Origin of the sequence: Streptomyces oceani (assembly GCF_001751245.1) — a bacterium.
In the GTDB taxonomy this organism is placed as follows: Bacteria; Actinomycetota; Actinomycetes; order Streptomycetales; family Streptomycetaceae; genus Streptomyces; species Streptomyces oceani.
Genome location: NZ_LJGU01000113.1, coordinates 79,569 through 95,372, shown reverse-complemented (window position 1 = coordinate 95,372; position 15,804 = coordinate 79,569). Strand labels below are relative to the sequence as shown.

The following is a 15,804-nucleotide window of genomic DNA, read 5'->3' as shown; positions in this document are numbered from 1 at the left end:
CGGACGACGATCCGGGGCGGGACATCACAGTCCGGCCGCGGAGACTGGGCGGGGCCGGCTGGTTTCGGACAGGATGGGCCCATGGGTTTCCATGTTGATTCTGAGGCCGGCCGGCTCCGCCGGGTCATCCTGCACCGGCCAGATCTCGAGCTCAAAAGGCTCACCCCCACGAACAAGGACGATCTCCTGTTCGATGATGTTCTCTGGGTGCGGCGTGCCCGGCAGGAGCACGACGCGTTGGCGGACACCCTGCGGGACCGCGGGGTGGACGTACATCTCTTCCGTGATCTGCTCACGGAGAGCCTGGCGGTGCCCGAGGCACGTTCGCTGGTCCTGGACCGGGTGTTCGACGAGCGGGAGTACGGCCCCCTCGCCACCGACCGGCTCCGGGAGTCCTTCGACGAACTGCCCGCGCCGGAGCTGGCCGAGGTCCTCATCGGCGGGATGACCAAGCGGGAGTACCTGGCAGGGCACGCGGAGCCGACCTCGGTCCGTTTCCACGTCATGGAGCCGGACGACTTCCTGCTGGCGCCGCTGCCGAACCACATCTTCACCCGGGACGCCTCGGCCTGGGTCTACGACGGCGTGTCCATCAACGACATGCGCTGGCCCGCGCGCCGCCGCGAGACGGTGCACTTCGAGGCGATCTATCGGCACCACCCGCTGTTCCGCCAGAACGACTTCCGCTTCTGGTCCGAGGGCCGGGTGTCCTACCCGTCCACGATCGAGGGCGGCGACGTACTCGTCATCGGCAACGGCGCGGTGTTGGTGGGGATGAGCGAACGCACCACGCCGCAGGCGGTGGAGACGCTGGCGCGCGGCCTGTTCGCCGCGGGCTCGGCGAACTGCATCGTGGCGCTCGACATGCCGAAGCGCCGGGCGTTCATGCATTTGGACACCGTGATGACCATGATCGACGGCGACACCTTCACCCAGTACGAGGGCCTGGGCATGCTCCGGTCGTACACCATCGAGCCCGGGGGCAGCGAGCACGAGCTCAAGGTCACCGACCACCCGCCGGAGCACATGCACCGGGCGATCGCGGCGGCGCTCGGCCTGGACACCATCCGGGTGCTGACCGCCACCCAGGACGTGCACTCTGCCGAGCGGGAGCAGTGGGACGACGGCTGCAACGTGCTGGCGGTCGAGCCGGGCGTGGTGCTGGCGTACGACCGGAACGTGACCACGAACACCTTCCTGCGCAAGAAGGGCATCGAGGTGCTGGAGGTGCAGGGTGGCGAGCTGGGCCGGGGGCGTGGTGGCCCTCGGTGCATGAGCTGCCCGCTGGAGCGCGACGCGGTGCGGTGAGGAGCTGACGACGGTGTCCGTGAGGGAGCCGACAGCACGGCAGTGCTGTATATAGTTGCGATTGATCGTATATGCTTGCCGGGTAGACGCACGCGATCGAGGAGCAGCACACATGGCGATCGACCTCACGGGCCGCCACTTCCTCAAGGAGACGGACCTCACACCAGCGGAGTTCCGCCATCTGATCGAGTTGGCCGGTGACCTGAAGGCCGAGCGTGCCGCGGGTGCGGAGCGCCAACGGCTGCGCTCCCGCGGTGTCGCGCTGCTCTTCGAGAAGGCGTCCACCCGCACCCGCTGCGCCTTCGAGGTGGCCGCGGCCCAGCAGGGTGCCATGACCACGTATCTCGACCCGGCTGGCTCGCACCTCGGCTACAAGGAGTCCGTCAAGGACACCGCGCGGGTGCTCGGGCGGATGTACGACGGCATCCAGTACCGGGGCAGCGTGCACGCGACTGTCGAGACGCTGGCCGGCCACGCCGGCGTCCCGGTCTACAACGGCCTCACCGACGACTGGCATCCGACCCAGATGCTCGCCGACGCGCTCACCATGACCGAGTACGGCGAGCGCCCGCTGAACCAGACGCGATACGCCTATGTCGGCGACGCCCGGGGGAACACCGGCAACTCCACGTTGGTCACCGGGGCCCTACTGGGTATGGACCTGCGTATCGTCGCGCCGCGCGCCCTCTGGCCCGAGCGGTCGGTCGTCGAGCGGGCGCGGGCGCTGGCCGAGGAGACGGGCGCCCGCCTCACGCTCACCCAGGACGTGGCAGAGGGGGTCCGGGACGCGGACTTCGTCGGCACGGACGTATGGGTTTCCATGGGGGAGCCGGAGGAGGCGTGGGACGAGCGGATCGCACTGCTCCGTCCGTACGCGGTGACCATGGACGTACTGCGAGCCACGCGGAACGACCAAGTCCGTTTCCTGCACTGCCTGCCCGCCTTCCATGACCTGGGTACGGAGGTCGCCCAGCGGGTCCAGCGTCACCATGGCCTGGACTCCCTGGAGGTGACCGACGAGGTCTTCGAGTCGCCGCACTCGGTGGTCTTCGACCAGGCGGAGAACCGGATGCACACCATCAAGGCCGTCCTCGTCGCCACACTGGCCGGAAACGCCAGCTGAGTCCCACTGGCCCGTCCCTGGTGGACCGGCGCAAGACCAGCAGCAAGCACCACGTGACCGTCCAGGCCCACGACATCCCGCTGGCCACCACACGCGGACCGGCGGCAACCGCCACGACGTGACCCGGCTGATCCCACCGTTCAGAGCGGGTCCTCGCGGCGGGAGACAACTGCTACGGACAGTGCGGGAGTCGGCGATTGGCGCGGCATGGTCGCCGTGGTGGCAGGTCCGACGCGCACCCTTGCCCCGCGTGCCAACGGCACAGTCGTGACCACAGGGAACAACGCCGACGGGCAGCGTGAAGTCGATTCCTGGTCCGGAGCTCGGCTTCCACAGGTCTCTGGGTCGCCAACGCGAACCGGCGCACCGTCATTCCTCTGCTTCAAAGGTCTCGTTCACGGCAACGGCGCCGATATGCGCCGCGATGACTTTCGGGCTCGCGGACGGTCGAAGTACGTGTATACCCCCGACACCAGGAGCAGGAATGTCCCCTAGCCGGAACGTGAAGACCGTCGAGCGTTACCTCGACGGATTCCGTCGCACCGACCACGCCCAGATTCTCGGGTGTCTGACCGACGACATCACCTGGACGGTCTTCGGCGCCTTCCATATTGAGGGCAAGGAAGCCTATGACGCGGCCATTGAAGGTCCAGGGTTCGCCGGGGACCCGGACCTGGAGGTCGTTCGGATGGTGGAGGAGGGCGACACGATCATGGCCGAGCTGGTCGGGCGGGTACCGCAACAAGACGGTTCCGTACAGCGCCTTTCGATGGCTGAGGTTTTCGTGCTCCGTGATGGACTCATCCGCGAACGGCGTGCGTGGGTGCTGCCGTTGTACGAAGACGAGGTGCGCTGATCGCCGTGTGAGGCTGCGGAGCCGAACCGTGCGCGGTCAGCGTTCCGCCGCGTTGGCCGTGGCGGACTTCGTGCGGGGGCGCTCGTCCGCGGCCTGTGCCGGCCGTTGGCCCGGTCCCTGTCGTGACCGTGTCTCAGATGTTCGACGCGTCGGGTGGGAGCTCGCCGGGGGGCTGCGGAGCCCCGGCCCCGTCGGTGGCCGTCGGGCAGGACGCATCGAGGGTGTAGGCCGTCATGGACAGTGACCCGTAGGCGTAGCCGTCGACGAGGACGTCGATCTCGGATGTCGCCGTCGCACCGGCCAGCCCCGCGAAGTAGAGCGCCGGAATGAAGTGGTCGGGGGTCGGCACCGCGGTGCGGAAATCGGAGTGCGCGTCGAGCGTGGCGAATTCGGCGGGCGCGGTGAGCATCCGCTCGCGGGACACGTCACTGAACCGGCGGGCCCAGTCGTAGCCGTCGTCGGCCAGGTTCCAGTCCATCGCCCGCAGGTTGTGGACCACGTTGCCGCTGCCGATGACGAGCACCCCTCGCCGGCGCAGCGGGGCTAGCTTGGCGCCGAGCTCAAGGTGGTAGTCCAGCGGCTTGTCGGCGTTGATGCTCAGCTGCACGACCGGGATGGAAGCGTCGGGAAACGCGTGCAGCAGCACCGACCAGGTGCCGTGGTCGATGCCCCAGCTGTCCACGTCGGCGCCGACCCAGGTCGGGTGCACGACGTCGCTGATCTCCTCGGCGAGTTCGGGGAGTCCCGGCGCGGGGTACTGCACGTCGAAGAGCTCGCGGGGGAAGCCGTAGAAGTCGTGGATGGTGCGCGGTCGCGGCATCGCCGTCACGGCCGTGGCGTTGACGTACCAGTGGGCGCTGATCACCAGGATCGCCCGCGGGCGCGGGACCGTCGAGCCCAGGGAGTGCCAAGCGGTGGTGTAGCGGTTGTCCGCGAGCGCGTTCATCGGGTTCCCGTGCCCGAGGAACGCCGCGGGCATGAGGGTGTCCTCAGGCGTCGGCACGCTTGTGCTCTCCAGCTCAACCATGCGAGCCCACGAGTTTCCAAGCCGGGCGGCAGGACCATGGCCGGGCGGCGGGACCGTCGCCGAGCCGCTGCCCGCCGTCGGCGATGCCCCGTGCGGTGTCGGCGGCCCGCACACGGCCCTGCCGCTGAGGCACGTCGCCTTTCTCGACATCACGCTCGGACGTACGCCCGACACGGGCGAGGATCCGCCCGACGTCGCGGGCGCCGGGCACGGCCAGCCTCATCTCGATCTCCCCTTCCGGGACGGATTCGTGCTGCGCCGGACTCTATGCCCGTCGACGCGCAGGAGCGACGTGTGAGACGGCGACCGTGGCACGGTCGCAGCGACCGCGGGACCGGGCACACGAGCAGTACGGCGGCCACGGGCACCGATCACCGGGTGCGCGACCACGGCCTGGACGGCGGCGGCGCGTTCGAGTCCTACGTTCAGTCGTGTTGTATCGCGTTCTCGTGACGGTAGTCATGAGACCGTGATATTTTCGATGGCGACGGGTTGGGGCGCCCACTTACCGTGAACCGCGAACCGCGTGGATGTCGCGGAGAACCGGGGCGCCCGGGCCCTGGCGCACGCCGCCCCACGGCCGGAGGAGAGACGTCCATGAGCCCGTTCACCGGTTCCGCCCGTACCACCGAGCGCTGGGAGCACATCCGGGTCACCGAGGAGGACGGCGTCGTCACGGTCACCCTCGCCCGGCCCGACAAGCTCAACGCCCTGACCTTCCAGTCCTACGCCGACCTGCGTGACCTGCTCGCCGAGCTGTCCCGTACGCGAGGCGCCCGCGCCCTGGTGCTGGGTGGCGAAGGGGCCGGCTTCTGTTCCGGTGGCGACGTCGACGAGATCATCGGCGCGACCCTCGACATGGACACCACCCAACTCCTCGACTTCAACCGGATGACCGGACAGGTCGTACGCGCCATCCGGGAGGCGCCGTTCCCAGTGGTGGCCGCGGTGCACGGAGTGGCGGCGGGCGCCGGCGCCGTCCTGGCTCTCGCCTCGGACTTCCGGGTCGCGGACCCGACGGCGCGCTTCGCGTTCCTCTTCACCAAGGTGGGCCTCTCCGGCGGCGACATGGGGGCGGCGTACCTGCTGCCGCGGGTGGTCGGCCTGGGGCACGCCACCCGCATCCTGATGCTCGGTGAACCGGTGCGCAGCGCTGAGGCCGAACGCATCGGCCTGCTCAGCCAGTTGACCGAGGAGGAGCAGGCACACCAGGGCGCCGCCACGCTCGCCCGGCGGCTCGCGGACGGCCCCTCGCTCGCCCACGCGCAGACGAAGGCGCTGCTCACGGCCGAGCTGGACCTTCCGCTGTCCGCGGCGGTGGAGATGGACGCCGCCACCCAGGCGCTGCTGATGAACAGCGCGGACTATGCCGAGTTCCACGCCGCGTTCGTCGAGCGACGCCCACCGAAGTGGCAGCACGGGGAGGCCGGAGGGGCCGCCAAGTGACCGGCGGCCCACGGATCGCGGTGATCGGTGGCGGCCCCGGCGGTCTGTACGCCGCGGCGCTCCTCAAGCGCCTGGACCCGGCTCGGCAGATCACCCTCTACGAGAAGAACGCCGCCGACGTCACCTTCGGCTTCGGCGTGGTGCTCTCGGACGAGACGCTCGGCGGCATCGAGCACGCCGACCCGGTCGTCTACGCCGCGCTCCGGGACGAGTTCGTGCGCTGGGACGATATCGACATCGTGCACCGTGGCCAGGTCCACACCTCCGGCGGCCACGGCTTCTCGGCACTCAGCCGCAAGCGCCTGCTGGCCGTGCTGCACGAACGCTGCCGGGAGCTGGGTGTGACGCTCCGCTTCGGCACCCGGGCACCCTCCGCCGCCGAACTGTCCGCCGGGCACGACCTCGTGATCGCCGCGGACGGGGTACACAGCGAGACCCGGGACGCCTTCGCCGCGGACTTCCGGCCGCAGCTGACCGAACACCACTGCCGGTACGTCTGGCTCGCCGCCGACTTCGCCCTGGACGCCTTCCGGTTCGAGATCGCCGAGACGGAGCACGGCGTCGCGCAGCTGCACGCGTACCCGTACGCCCCCGACGCCTCCACCGTCATCGTCGAGCTGCGCGAGGAGGTCTGGCGGGCCACCGGGCTGGACCGGATGGACGAGGACGCCTGCGCTGACTACTGCGCGAAGCTCTTCCCGGAAACCCTCGCCGGCCGCCGGCTGCGCGGCAACAACTCGCAGTGGACGGCCTTCCGCACCGTCGTCAACGACAGCTGGGTCCGGGGAAACGTGGTGCTCGTCGGCGACGCCGCCCACACCGCGCACTTCTCCATCGGCTCCGGCACCAAGCTCGCCGTGGAGGACGCGCTGGCGCTGGCCGCCTGTGTCGAGGAGCACGAGGACCTGCCGACCGCGCTCGCGGCGTACGAAGCCGAACGGCGCCCGGTGGTGGTCTCCACCCAACGGGCGGCGCGGGCGAGCCTGGAGTGGTTCGAGGACCTGCCGACGTACGTGGACCAGCCGGCCCACCAGTTCGCCTTCAACCTGCTCACCCGCAGCCGCCGAGTCACCCACGACAACCTCCGCCTGCGCGACCCGGAGTTCGTACGAGCCGTGGAACAGGCGGCGGACGTCCCCGAGGGCACGCCCCCGATGTTCACGCCCTTCCGGCTGGGCGGGCTGACCCTGACCAACCGGATCGTCGTCTCCGCCATGGACATGTACTCCGCCCAGGACGGCGTGCCCGGGGACTTCCACCTCGTACACCTGGGATCCCGCGCCCTGGGCGGCGCGGGCCTGGTGATGACCGAGATGGTGTGCGTCAGCGCTGAGGGCCGCATCACGCCGGGCTGTACGGGCCTCTGGAACGCCCGGCAGGCCGAGTCCTGGCGTCGGATCACCGACTTCGTGCACGCCCAGTCCCCGGGGACCGCCATCGGGGTCCAGCTCGGCCACTCCGGCCGCAAGGGCTCCACCCGACTGATGTGGGAGGGCATCGACGACCCCCTGCCGGACGGCAACTGGCCGCTGGTCGCGCCCTCAGCGCTGCCGTACCGCCCCGGCGTCAGCCAGCTCCCAAGGGAAGCGGACCGGGCGCAACTCCGCACGATCCGGGAGCGGTTCCGGGGCGCCGCCCACCGCGCCGCCGAGGCCGGCTTCGACCTGCTGGAACTGCACTGCGCGCACGGCTATCTGCTCTCCGGCTTCCTCTCCCCGCTGACCAACCACCGCACCGACCGCTACGGCGGCGACCTCGCCGGCAGGCTGCGTTTCCCGCTGGAGGTGCTGGACGCCGTACGCGAGGTGTGGCCCGCCGAACGCGCGCTGACGGTACGCATCTCCGCCACCGACTGGGCGGAGGGCGGCACGAGCGGGCAGGACGCCCTGGACATCGCCGCCGCGTTCGCCGCCCACGGCGTGGACGCGGTCGACGTCTCCACCGGACAGGTGGTCTCCGACGAACGCCCCGCCTACGGCCGCTCGTACCAGACGCCGTACGCCGACCGCGTCCGCAACGCGGTGGGCGTCCCGGTGATCGCGGTCGGTGCCCTGTCCTCCTGGGACGACGTGAACTCGCTGATCCTCGCCGGCCGCGCCGACCTGTGCGCGCTGGCCCGCCCGCACCTCTACGACCCGCACTGGACGCTGCACGCCGCGGCCGAACAGGGCTACCAAGGGCCCGGAGCGCGCTGGCCGTTGCCCTACCAGGCCGGCAGCCGTAAGCCACCCACCGGTCGGACGGAGGCACCCAAACCGCGCCTCACCCTCTGAAGAGGAACCCGTATTCGTGCCCGGTCGGTATCTCGTAGACCGGCAGAGGCGGTCCTGAGGTCCCACTCACGCCAACCCGCCGATCCGGCCCTCAGCCCTGACCGACCCCCCGCGCGTGCAGCGCCTCCGTGATGGCGCGGCCGACCTGGGCTTGGCCGGTTACGGCCTTCGGCGAGTAGACGCCCAGAAAGCCGGTCGGGGCCGGGCCGATCAGTTCGGCTCCCTCGCTCTCGGCCACGAGGATCTGTCGCAGCTCGGTGTGGAGATTGCCGAGCTCCAGGACTCCGAAGATGATCGCCGACTGCTCAGGGGCGCGCACCTCGATCGCACGCGCCCTCGTCAGCCGGGCCGTCATCTCCCGCACCGGGACGTCGAGGTCGACGCCCTTCCGGCCCAGCACGCGCACCCTGCCGTCCCGGACGGTCAGCACCCGATGGCCGCCCATCCAGGCCCACTTGCTGCGCTTGAATCCGATGAGCGCCACGAGCGGCGCGACTCCCTCCGTCATGCCGAGCAGCCTAGAGGTCGTGCGGAGAGGTGTCAGGCGTGATGGCGAACCCCCGCGGGCGCCTCCGCGTACGGGACGTGCCGACGGTCCGTCGTGCGGGACGCGTGGTGGGTACGGGACGGCGGAGGCCCGCAGCGGCGTGCCGCCTCGACCCACCCCGACTGCCTTGGTGACCCACCTACTTGGGCAAGGTGGAGAGGATCGCGTGCAGTCCGAAGTCGAAGCGGTCCTCGAAGGAGCCGGGACCCAGGTGGGGCAGGACCCGCTCGAGCGCCGGGTACGCCCCTGAGTGCACGGCCGGCGTGAGGCGTTCGTCGGCCTGGCCGGGCGCGGCTTGCTCCTCTTGCGTCAGGCCGAGGGTGAAGTAGCTGACCGTCCAAACGGTCCACGTGGCCTGCTTCTCGTCCGCTCCCGCCTGGAGCAGTGCGTCGATGAGGCAGTCGGCGAAGCGCAGCGTGTGAGGTTCGGCCGGGTAGGTGCCGGTCACCAGGGCGGCACCGTCGCGGTGTGCGAGCAGCGCCTGCCGGTAGCGGCCCGCCAGCTCCCCCACGCGTTCGTGTGGTGCGGACGGCAGGTTCTCGTAGCGGACGCCGGCGAGGACGGCGTCGGCCATGAGTTCCAGCATCCGAGCCTTGGTTTTCACGTGCCACAGAACGGTGTTCATGCGCACCCCGAGGCGGTCGGCCACCGCCCGGGTCGAGAGTCCTTCCAGGCCACGCTCCGCCAGCGCCTGGAGCGCGGCATCGATCACGTCCGCGCGAGTGAGACGGGCCGACGCCACTCCCCCTTGAATCTTGGTCACCGACCTAGTTTACTGCATCATGCATCTTGGTCGCCGACCAAGAAGGACTGGCGGGAGGGGAAGGCCATGAACTACCAGGTTGCCGTCGTCGGCGGCGGCCCCGTGGGCCTGTGGATGGCGGGTGAACTCCGCCGCGCCGGCATCACGGTCGTCGTCCTGGAGAGCCGCACCGAGCGCGACACCCGTTCCCGCGCCCTGACCGTGCACCCCCGCACCATCGAGACGTTCGCCTCCCGTGGCGTGCACGAGCCCTTCGTACGGGAGGGCATGCCACTGCCCGGCGGGCACTTCGGCGTACTGGAGTCCAAGCTGGACTTCGGCCGCCTGCCAAGCCCCTTCCCCCACACCCTCGCCCTGCCCCAGGAACGCACCGAGGCACTGCTGGAGCAGCACGCACGCGACCTGGGCGCGGTCGTCCTGCGGGGGCACCAGGTCACGGGCTTCATCGAGGGCGCCGACGAGGTGGCCGTGCACGTGACCGGACCGCGGGGGTCTTCCGTCCTTGCGGCGACCTACCTGGTCGGCTGTGACGGCGCCCGCAGCACCACCCGCGACACGGCCGGCATCGACTTCCCCGGCACGCCCGCCACCGTGCTCGGTTGGCTCGGCGATGTCGTCCTCGACCAGCCCCCCGCCCCCGGTTTCAGCCACTTCGGCCCCGAGGGCCTGCTCATGGTCGTCCCCATGCCCGGCGGTATCCACCGCCTGGTCGGCATCACCCCCCGCGACCTCACCACCACCTGGCCCGGCGACCTCACTCTGGACGAACTACGCGAGAACATCATCGCGATAACCGGCACCGACCTCGGCATGCGCGACCCGATCTGGCTCTCTCGCTTCGGTAACGCCACCTGTCTCGCCGCGCGATACCGCCACGGCCGCGTCTTCCTCGCCGGCGACGCCGCTCACCAGCACTTCCCCGCGGGCGGCGTCGGTATGAACGTCGGCATCCAGGACGCCGCCAACCTCGCCTGGAAGCTCGCCGCCACCCTCAACGGATGGGCCCCCGACGCCCTGTTGGACACCTACCATCACGAACGCCACCCGGTCGGCGTCCGCCTCACCGAGTCCAGCCGTGCCCAGGTCGCCCTGATGACCGCCTTCACCCCCGAAGGACTCAGCCTGCGCGGCCTGTTCGCCCAGCTCATCAGTACACTGCCTGACCTCAATGACGCGCTCGCCGCTCACGTCAGCTCCCTCGACGTGACCTACCCGCCCGCCGACCCCGACGCGCACCCGCTCACCGGAAGCCGCGCTCCCGACCTCGCCATCGACGACCATCAGCTGTACGCCCTGCTGCGGGTCGACGGCTACCTCCTGCTCGACCTCACCCACGGCCAGCGACTCGACCGACTCGCCCGGACCGGTCTGCGCGTGCGCACCGGCACGCTTCGCCGGCCCCCGACCGGTTGGACCGACATCAGCGCCGCGCTGATCCGCCCCGACGGCCATGTCGCTTGGGCCAGCATGGACCACGATCCCACCAGTCTCCCGGACGGCCTCACCGCGACCCTCGCCACCACTCACCGGACGTAGGCAGCGCACACCACTTACGGCGGCCACCGCGTCGTTCATACGGCGACAGCGGGGAGCGCCGCAAAGCCCCGCGGGGTGGGTCCCCTCGACCGCCGAGGCGACCCACCCCGTGGGGCGGAGGTCACGCCGCCTGCTGCCGCGGGTCCGTCACGGGGGTCGGTACGGCGGCGGGCGCGGGCATGCGCCAGGCCACGATGGCGCCGACCACGAGCCCCAGGCCGGCCAGCAGACTCGCCACCAGGAACGGATCGAAGGCGTGCCGGGAGGGGGCGAACCCGATCCCCACGCAGACCGCCACCCCGAGCGCACCGCCCAACTGGTCAGCCGCGCGCTGGATGCCCGAGGCGATACCGGCGTCGTCCTCGGTGACACCGCTGACCGCGAGATACTGGAGCCCCACGATGCCGAAGCCCATCCCGGCCGCGATCAGGACCATGGCCGGGATCATCGCGACCCCCTCCGCCCGCAGGTTCGCGACCAGCGCGATCGTGGCCATCGCGGCGGCGGTGAAGCCGATACCGGCGCGCACGCACCCGCGTGCTCCCCAGCGGCTCAGCAGCCGGGGCACGAGCAGGGAGAACCCGATCAGCGAGAGCGCCAGCGGCAGCATCGTCAGCCCCGTGCCGAGCGGGCCGATGCCCAACCGGTCCTGTAGATAGAAGGTGAACAGCAGAAACGAGGTCGACAACGCCCCGCTCAGCAGCATCGTCGCCAGATTCGCCGCCACCCGCGTGCGGTTGGCGAAGAAGCGCGGCGGCAGCAATGGGTCGCGCGAGCGTGCCTCGACCCGAGAGAACCCCATTCCCGCGACCACCGCCCCGGTCAACGCGCCCACGACCACCCACGCCGGCGTACCGGCTTCGCCGGCCTCGACCACCCCGAAGATGAACAGCAGCGGGCAGGCCGTCAGCAGCACCGCGCCCGGAAGGTCCAGCGGCTTGGAGTCCTTGGCCACGGACCGGTCGCCCTCGGACCGGTCGCCCTCGACCAGGAAGACGGCCGCCAGCAGCACGATCACCAGGAACGGGACCGAGATCAGGAAGATCCACCGCCAGCCCAGCCGGTCGGTGATGACGCCGGCGAGGACGAATCCGAGCACGAGGCCGCAGCTGGCCACCGCGGCCCACCCGCTCAGCGCCCGCGATCGGCGCGGACCCTCGGGGAACAGCAGGACGATGACGGCCATCGCGGCGGGCAGCGCGATGGCCTCGCCGGCGCCCTGCAACAGACGTGCGACCACCAGCAGGCCGAAGGTGGGAGCCAGGCCCGCCAGCAGCGACGCGGCGCCGAACACGCTGGTGCCGAGCACCAGTACGCGCCGCCGCCCGAGCAGGTCGCCCAGCCGCCCGCCGAGCATCAACATCCCGCCACCGGTGATCGTGTATCCCACCACGACCCAGGCCAGAGTGTGCCCGTCGACGTCGAAGTCAGCGCGGATCGAGGGTAGGGCGATGTTGACGACGGTCACGTCGAGCGCGACGAAGAACTGCAACAGGGACATCGCGCACAGCACCAGCCGTGCGCGTGCCGGGGACGGGCCGTGCCCGTCCGGGGAAAGGATGCCTGAGAACATCGGGTGCTCCGCTCAGAGAAAGTACTGAGCAGCACGAACGTGCCGCTTCCAACTGATCACGAAGCGACTGGACGTCCCGGAAGAAGGTGAGTCGAACGCCCGCCGCTAGCGGGACGTCCGGGTCACCGCGGCGCACGAGGCCGCGCATGAGGCTGCTGACATGCCGCGCAGGCTACCAGGAAGAGGCCCCGCCTCAGCTCTCGCCGACTCCCGAATCCGGCCGCGTACTCGCGCTGAGCAGGGCCGCCCGAGCGTGGGGGACACGTCGTGGTACGCCTTCCGGCGCGAGCCGGCGCAGGAGGGGGCATCGCGCTGGTTCGCCGCGTGTCCGGACGGGAAGGAGATGCCGGCTCCGCCACAACCGGTCGGCGGCTCGGCACTCGGCCGGAAGCGGCGCTCCGTACCAGCCCGGTCAGTCGCCCTCGTCCCACCAGCGGTCGTCCGGCTCCCGCCGGTTGCCGACGATCGCCGCGGCCGGTGGAATCACCATCGCCACCACGCACATGCCCACCGCGGCCGGCACCGACCACAGCCGCACGAAGGCCCACGCGCTGACGAACAGCACCAGCGCTACGGTCATCAGGGCGAGGTATCGTCGCCGCCGACGGGCGTACATGCCTTCAGCGTACGTCGCCCGGGCGCGCGTACGCTGTTCGTCCCGCGTCCACAGGGGCCACGTCCCACCCGCTCGGACGCCGGTCAAGCCTCCTCCCACAGCTTGGCCGGGTAACCGGCACCCGCGTCCCGAAGTCGCCGGTGCAGCTGGGCGAACACCTCCGCCGCCCGCTCGCCGGGCCAGTCCGCCGGCAACAGCCGTGCGGGCAGCCCCGGATCGGCGTACGGCAGCCGCCGCCACGCGTCCAGCGCGAGCAGATAGTCCCGACAGGCCTCCCGCGCGGGCACCTCCCGCCGGTGTGCCCAGGAGCGCAGCACCGGTTCCTGCGCGGCCAGGAACTCCCGGTGCAGCGCGGCGATCGCCGGCAGGTCCCACCAGCGGGCCACGCCGCTCGCGGTCGGTTCGAACCCGGCGTGCGCCCCGCGGAACAGGTCGACGTAGCCGGTGAGTTCGAGGCGGCTCAGGGTGTGCCGGGTCTCCTTCTCCAACTGCGCGGGCGCGATCCACACGCCCGGTGCGGCGTTTCCGAAGCCGAGCCGGGACAGCCGGGAGCGCAGCACGTGGCGCTGCCGGCGCTCGCTCTCCGGCACGGAGAAGACCGCGAGCAGCCAGTCGCCGTCCGGGGACGGGCGGTCGTAGATGCGCCGGTCGCCGTCCCGCAGCAGTTGCCATGCCGCCTCCGAGGGGGCGTACGCGGCGCTGCGGGCGCCCGTACGAGTCGCGGGCCTCGGGACCAGCAGGCCGCGCCGCTTCAGCCGGGACACCGCGGAGCGTACGGAGGGCGCGTCGACACCGACAGCGCCCAGCAGCCGGATCAGCACGGCGATCGGGACGGTGCCGTCCTCGCCGAACTCGCGCCCGTACGCGCCGTAGAAGGTGATGATCAGCGACCGGGGGGACGGGATGTGGGGCTCGGACTCTGGCACCCGCCCACCCTACGATTCTCCGGCGCTGTCACCGCTGTCACCGCCATCACCGCCCGCCCTGGCGTCCGACCCGGCGGCCCGCAGCCGGAAGCGTTGCAGTTTGCCGGTGGGCGTGCGGGGCAGGGCCTCCGCGAAGACGATCTCGCGCGGGCACTTGTAGGGCGACAGCTCCGCCCGGACGAAGTCGCGCAGTTCCTCGGACCTCGCCTCGCCCCGCGTCACTCCCGCCCGCAGCACGACGTGTGCCACGACGGACTGGCCGCGTCGCTCGTCCGGGCGGCCGACGACCGCCGCCTCCAGCACGTCCGGATGCCGCAGGAGCGCCCCCTCGACCTCGGGGCCCGCGATGTTGTAGCCGGCGGAGATGATCATGTCGTCGGCGCGGGCGACGTACCGGAAGTACCCGCCGGGTTCGCGTACGTACGTGTCGCCGGTGAGGTTCCAGCCCCCCCGTACGTACTCCCGCTGCCGCTCGTCCGCCAGATAGCGGCAGCCGACCGGGCCGCGGACCGCGAGCAGTCCCGGCACCCCGTCCGGCACCGGAGTCGTCCCGTCCTCCTCGACCACCCGGGCCTCGAAGCCGGGCACCGGCACGCCGGTGGTGCCGGGGCGGATGGTGTCGTCGGCGGCGGAGATGAAGATGTGCAGCATCTCGGTGGCGCCGATGCCGTCGATCAGCTTCAGTCCGGTGCGTTCGTGCCATTCCTGCCAGGTGCCGGCCGGCAGGTTCTCACCGGCCGAGACGCAGCGCCGCAGCGAGGAGATGTCGTACGCCGGCTCCCCGCCGTCGTCCGTGCTCTCCCCGCCGCCCGTGCCCTCCGTCGTGAGCTTCGCGAGAATGCCCCGATAGGCCGTCGGCGCGGTGAACAGCACCGAGACCCGGTGCCGGCCGACGGCCGCCAGCAACTCCTCGGTGCCGTGCCACTGTTGCAACACCGTCGCCGCGCCCGCCCGCAGCGGGAAGACGACCAGCCCGCCCAGTCCGAAGGTGAAGCCGAGCGGCGGGCTGCCGGCGAACACGTCGTCCGCCCGTGGGCGCAGCACCCGCGCGGAGAAGGTGTCGGCGATGGCCAGCACGTCGCGGTGGAAGTGCATGCACCCCTTGGGACGGCCGGTGGTCCCGGAGGTGAAGGCGATCAACGCCACGTCGTCGGCCGCCGTCGGTATCGCCGTGAACCGCTCCGGCCGCCCCTCCGCGCGGCACAGCAGGTCGTCCGGCGAGGCACCGCCGTACGGGACGATCCGCAGGCCGGGAGCGTCGGCTTTCGTCAGGTCGTCGAGGGCCGAGACATCGCACAGCGCGTGGCTGACCCGGGCGATCTCGCAGATCGTCCGCAGCTCGTGCGGGCGCTGTGCGGCCAGTACGGTCACCGCCACCGCCCCGGCCTTCATCACCGCCAGCCAACAGGCGGCCAGCTGCGGCGTGGTGGGCCCGCGCAACAGCACCCGGTTGCCGGGGCGCACGCCCAGTTCGCCGGTCAGCACGTGGGCTATTCGGTCGACCCGAGTGCGCAGCTCGCCGTACGTCCACGTCCCCTCGGCATGGACGAAGGCGGGCCGCTCGGTGCCGTGCCGCTCGATGGTCGTGTCCAGTAGTTCCGCGCCGCAGTTGAGGCGGTCCGGGTAGCGCAGCTCGGGCAACTCCCAGCGCAGCTGCGGCCATTGATCCGCCGGCGGCAGCTGGTCCCGGGCGAAGGTGTCGGTGTGGGCGGACGGGCTCAGGTGCATGGCGGCGGCCCCCTTGCGGCGTTCCAGAAGGCGTGGCGGGGCGGGTGGTTCCTGGCGTGCCGGTGTGCGGATGAGCGTAACG

13 protein-coding genes are annotated in these 15,804 nt (G+C 71.2%); 6 read left to right on the top strand and 7 right to left on the bottom strand.

What is annotated here, in order from left to right:
• Positions 1 to 81: 81 nt before the first annotated feature.
• From AN216_RS06275 to AN216_RS06265, 3 genes are all read left to right on the top strand, one after another.
• The gene (locus AN216_RS06275) at positions 82 to 1,308 is read left to right on the top strand and encodes an arginine deiminase (RefSeq protein WP_070195597.1); all 1,227 of its coding nucleotides are present in this window, start codon (positions 82 to 84) and stop codon (positions 1,306 to 1,308) included.
• Positions 1,309 to 1,420: 112 nt separating this feature from the next.
• Positions 1,421 to 2,431, top strand: coding sequence for an ornithine carbamoyltransferase (gene argF, locus AN216_RS06270; protein ID WP_070195596.1), 1,011 nt, complete (start codon positions 1,421 to 1,423; stop codon positions 2,429 to 2,431).
• A gap of 502 nt (positions 2,432 to 2,933) precedes the next feature.
• Positions 2,934 to 3,287, top strand: coding sequence for a nuclear transport factor 2 family protein (locus AN216_RS06265; protein WP_212732676.1), 354 nt, complete (start codon positions 2,934 to 2,936; stop codon positions 3,285 to 3,287).
• Between the two features lie 133 nt (positions 3,288 to 3,420).
• Here the strand turns inward: AN216_RS06265 and ygiD are convergent, their stop codons facing one another.
• A complete protein-coding gene (gene ygiD / locus AN216_RS06260; RefSeq protein ID WP_212732675.1) occupies positions 3,421 to 4,290 on the bottom strand; it encodes a 4,5-DOPA-extradiol-dioxygenase in 870 nt (289 codons plus the stop codon).
• Positions 4,291 to 4,911: 621 nt separating this feature from the next.
• Here ygiD and AN216_RS06245 point away from each other — a divergent pair.
• Together AN216_RS06245 and AN216_RS06240 are read left to right on the top strand one after the other, a co-directional pair.
• The gene (locus AN216_RS06245) at positions 4,912 to 5,760 is read left to right on the top strand and encodes an enoyl-CoA hydratase family protein (protein WP_070195591.1); all 849 of its coding nucleotides are present in this window, start codon (positions 4,912 to 4,914) and stop codon (positions 5,758 to 5,760) included.
• Positions 5,757 to 8,033, top strand: coding sequence for a bifunctional salicylyl-CoA 5-hydroxylase/oxidoreductase (locus tag AN216_RS06240; RefSeq protein ID WP_070195590.1), 2,277 nt, complete (start codon positions 5,757 to 5,759; stop codon positions 8,031 to 8,033). Before AN216_RS06245 ends, AN216_RS06240 begins: the two co-directional genes overlap by 4 nt.
• A 91-nt stretch (positions 8,034 to 8,124) precedes the next feature.
• Here AN216_RS06240 and AN216_RS06235 read toward each other — a convergent pair whose 3' ends face one another.
• Together AN216_RS06235 and AN216_RS06230 are read right to left on the bottom strand one after the other, a co-directional pair.
• On the bottom strand, positions 8,125 to 8,541 hold the full coding sequence (locus AN216_RS06235) for a hypothetical protein (protein WP_070195589.1): 417 nt from the start codon (positions 8,539 to 8,541) through the stop codon (positions 8,125 to 8,127).
• Positions 8,542 to 8,719: 178 nt separating this feature from the next.
• Positions 8,720 to 9,343 (bottom strand): TetR/AcrR family transcriptional regulator C-terminal domain-containing protein, encoded by a 624-nt coding sequence (locus tag AN216_RS06230; RefSeq protein ID WP_070195588.1) that lies wholly within the window; start codon positions 9,341 to 9,343, stop codon positions 8,720 to 8,722.
• A gap of 66 nt (positions 9,344 to 9,409) precedes the next feature.
• Here AN216_RS06230 and AN216_RS06225 point away from each other — a divergent pair, with 66 nt between their 5' ends.
• Positions 9,410 to 10,879, top strand: coding sequence for an FAD-dependent monooxygenase (locus AN216_RS06225; RefSeq protein ID WP_070195587.1), 1,470 nt, complete (start codon positions 9,410 to 9,412; stop codon positions 10,877 to 10,879).
• A 121-nt stretch (positions 10,880 to 11,000) separates the two neighbouring features.
• Here the strand turns inward: AN216_RS06225 and AN216_RS06220 are convergent, their stop codons facing one another.
• From AN216_RS06220 to AN216_RS06205, 4 genes are all read right to left on the bottom strand, one after another.
• On the bottom strand, positions 11,001 to 12,380 hold the full coding sequence (locus tag AN216_RS06220; RefSeq protein WP_070195768.1) for an MFS transporter: 1,380 nt from the start codon (positions 12,378 to 12,380) through the stop codon (positions 11,001 to 11,003).
• Positions 12,381 to 12,864: 484 nt separating this feature from the next.
• Positions 12,865 to 13,122, bottom strand: coding sequence for a DUF3099 domain-containing protein (locus AN216_RS06215; protein WP_275522171.1), 258 nt, complete (start codon positions 13,120 to 13,122; stop codon positions 12,865 to 12,867).
• Between the two features lie 29 nt (positions 13,123 to 13,151).
• Entirely contained in the window at positions 13,152 to 13,994 is an 843-nt protein-coding gene (locus tag AN216_RS06210) for a PaaX family transcriptional regulator (protein WP_070195585.1), read from the bottom strand.
• A gap of 9 nt (positions 13,995 to 14,003) precedes the next feature.
• Positions 14,004 to 15,722: an AMP-binding protein gene (locus AN216_RS06205; protein WP_070195584.1), complete on the bottom strand. Its 1,719-nt coding sequence runs from the start codon at positions 15,720 to 15,722 to the stop codon at positions 14,004 to 14,006.
• Positions 15,723 to 15,804: the final 82 nt, after the last annotated feature.

Excerpts from the sequence above, each read along its gene's own strand:
- AN216_RS06205 (WP_070195584.1), bottom strand. The coding sequence starts at position 15,722 with ATGCACCTGAGCCCGTCCGCCCACACCGACACCTTCGCCCGGGACCAG.
- AN216_RS06225 (WP_070195587.1), top strand. The coding sequence starts at position 9,410 with ATGAACTACCAGGTTGCCGTCGTCGGCGGCGGCCCCGTGGGCCTGTGG.
- AN216_RS06220 (WP_070195768.1), bottom strand. The coding sequence starts at position 12,380 with ATGTCCCTGTTGCAGTTCTTCGTCGCGCTCGACGTGACCGTCGTCAAC.
- AN216_RS06245 (WP_070195591.1), top strand. The coding sequence starts at position 4,912 with ATGAGCCCGTTCACCGGTTCCGCCCGTACCACCGAGCGCTGGGAGCAC.
- argF (WP_070195596.1), top strand. The coding sequence starts at position 1,421 with ATGGCGATCGACCTCACGGGCCGCCACTTCCTCAAGGAGACGGACCTC.
- AN216_RS06275 (WP_070195597.1), top strand. The coding sequence starts at position 82 with ATGGGTTTCCATGTTGATTCTGAGGCCGGCCGGCTCCGCCGGGTCATC.
- AN216_RS06235 (WP_070195589.1), bottom strand. The coding sequence starts at position 8,541 with ATGACGGAGGGAGTCGCGCCGCTCGTGGCGCTCATCGGATTCAAGCGC.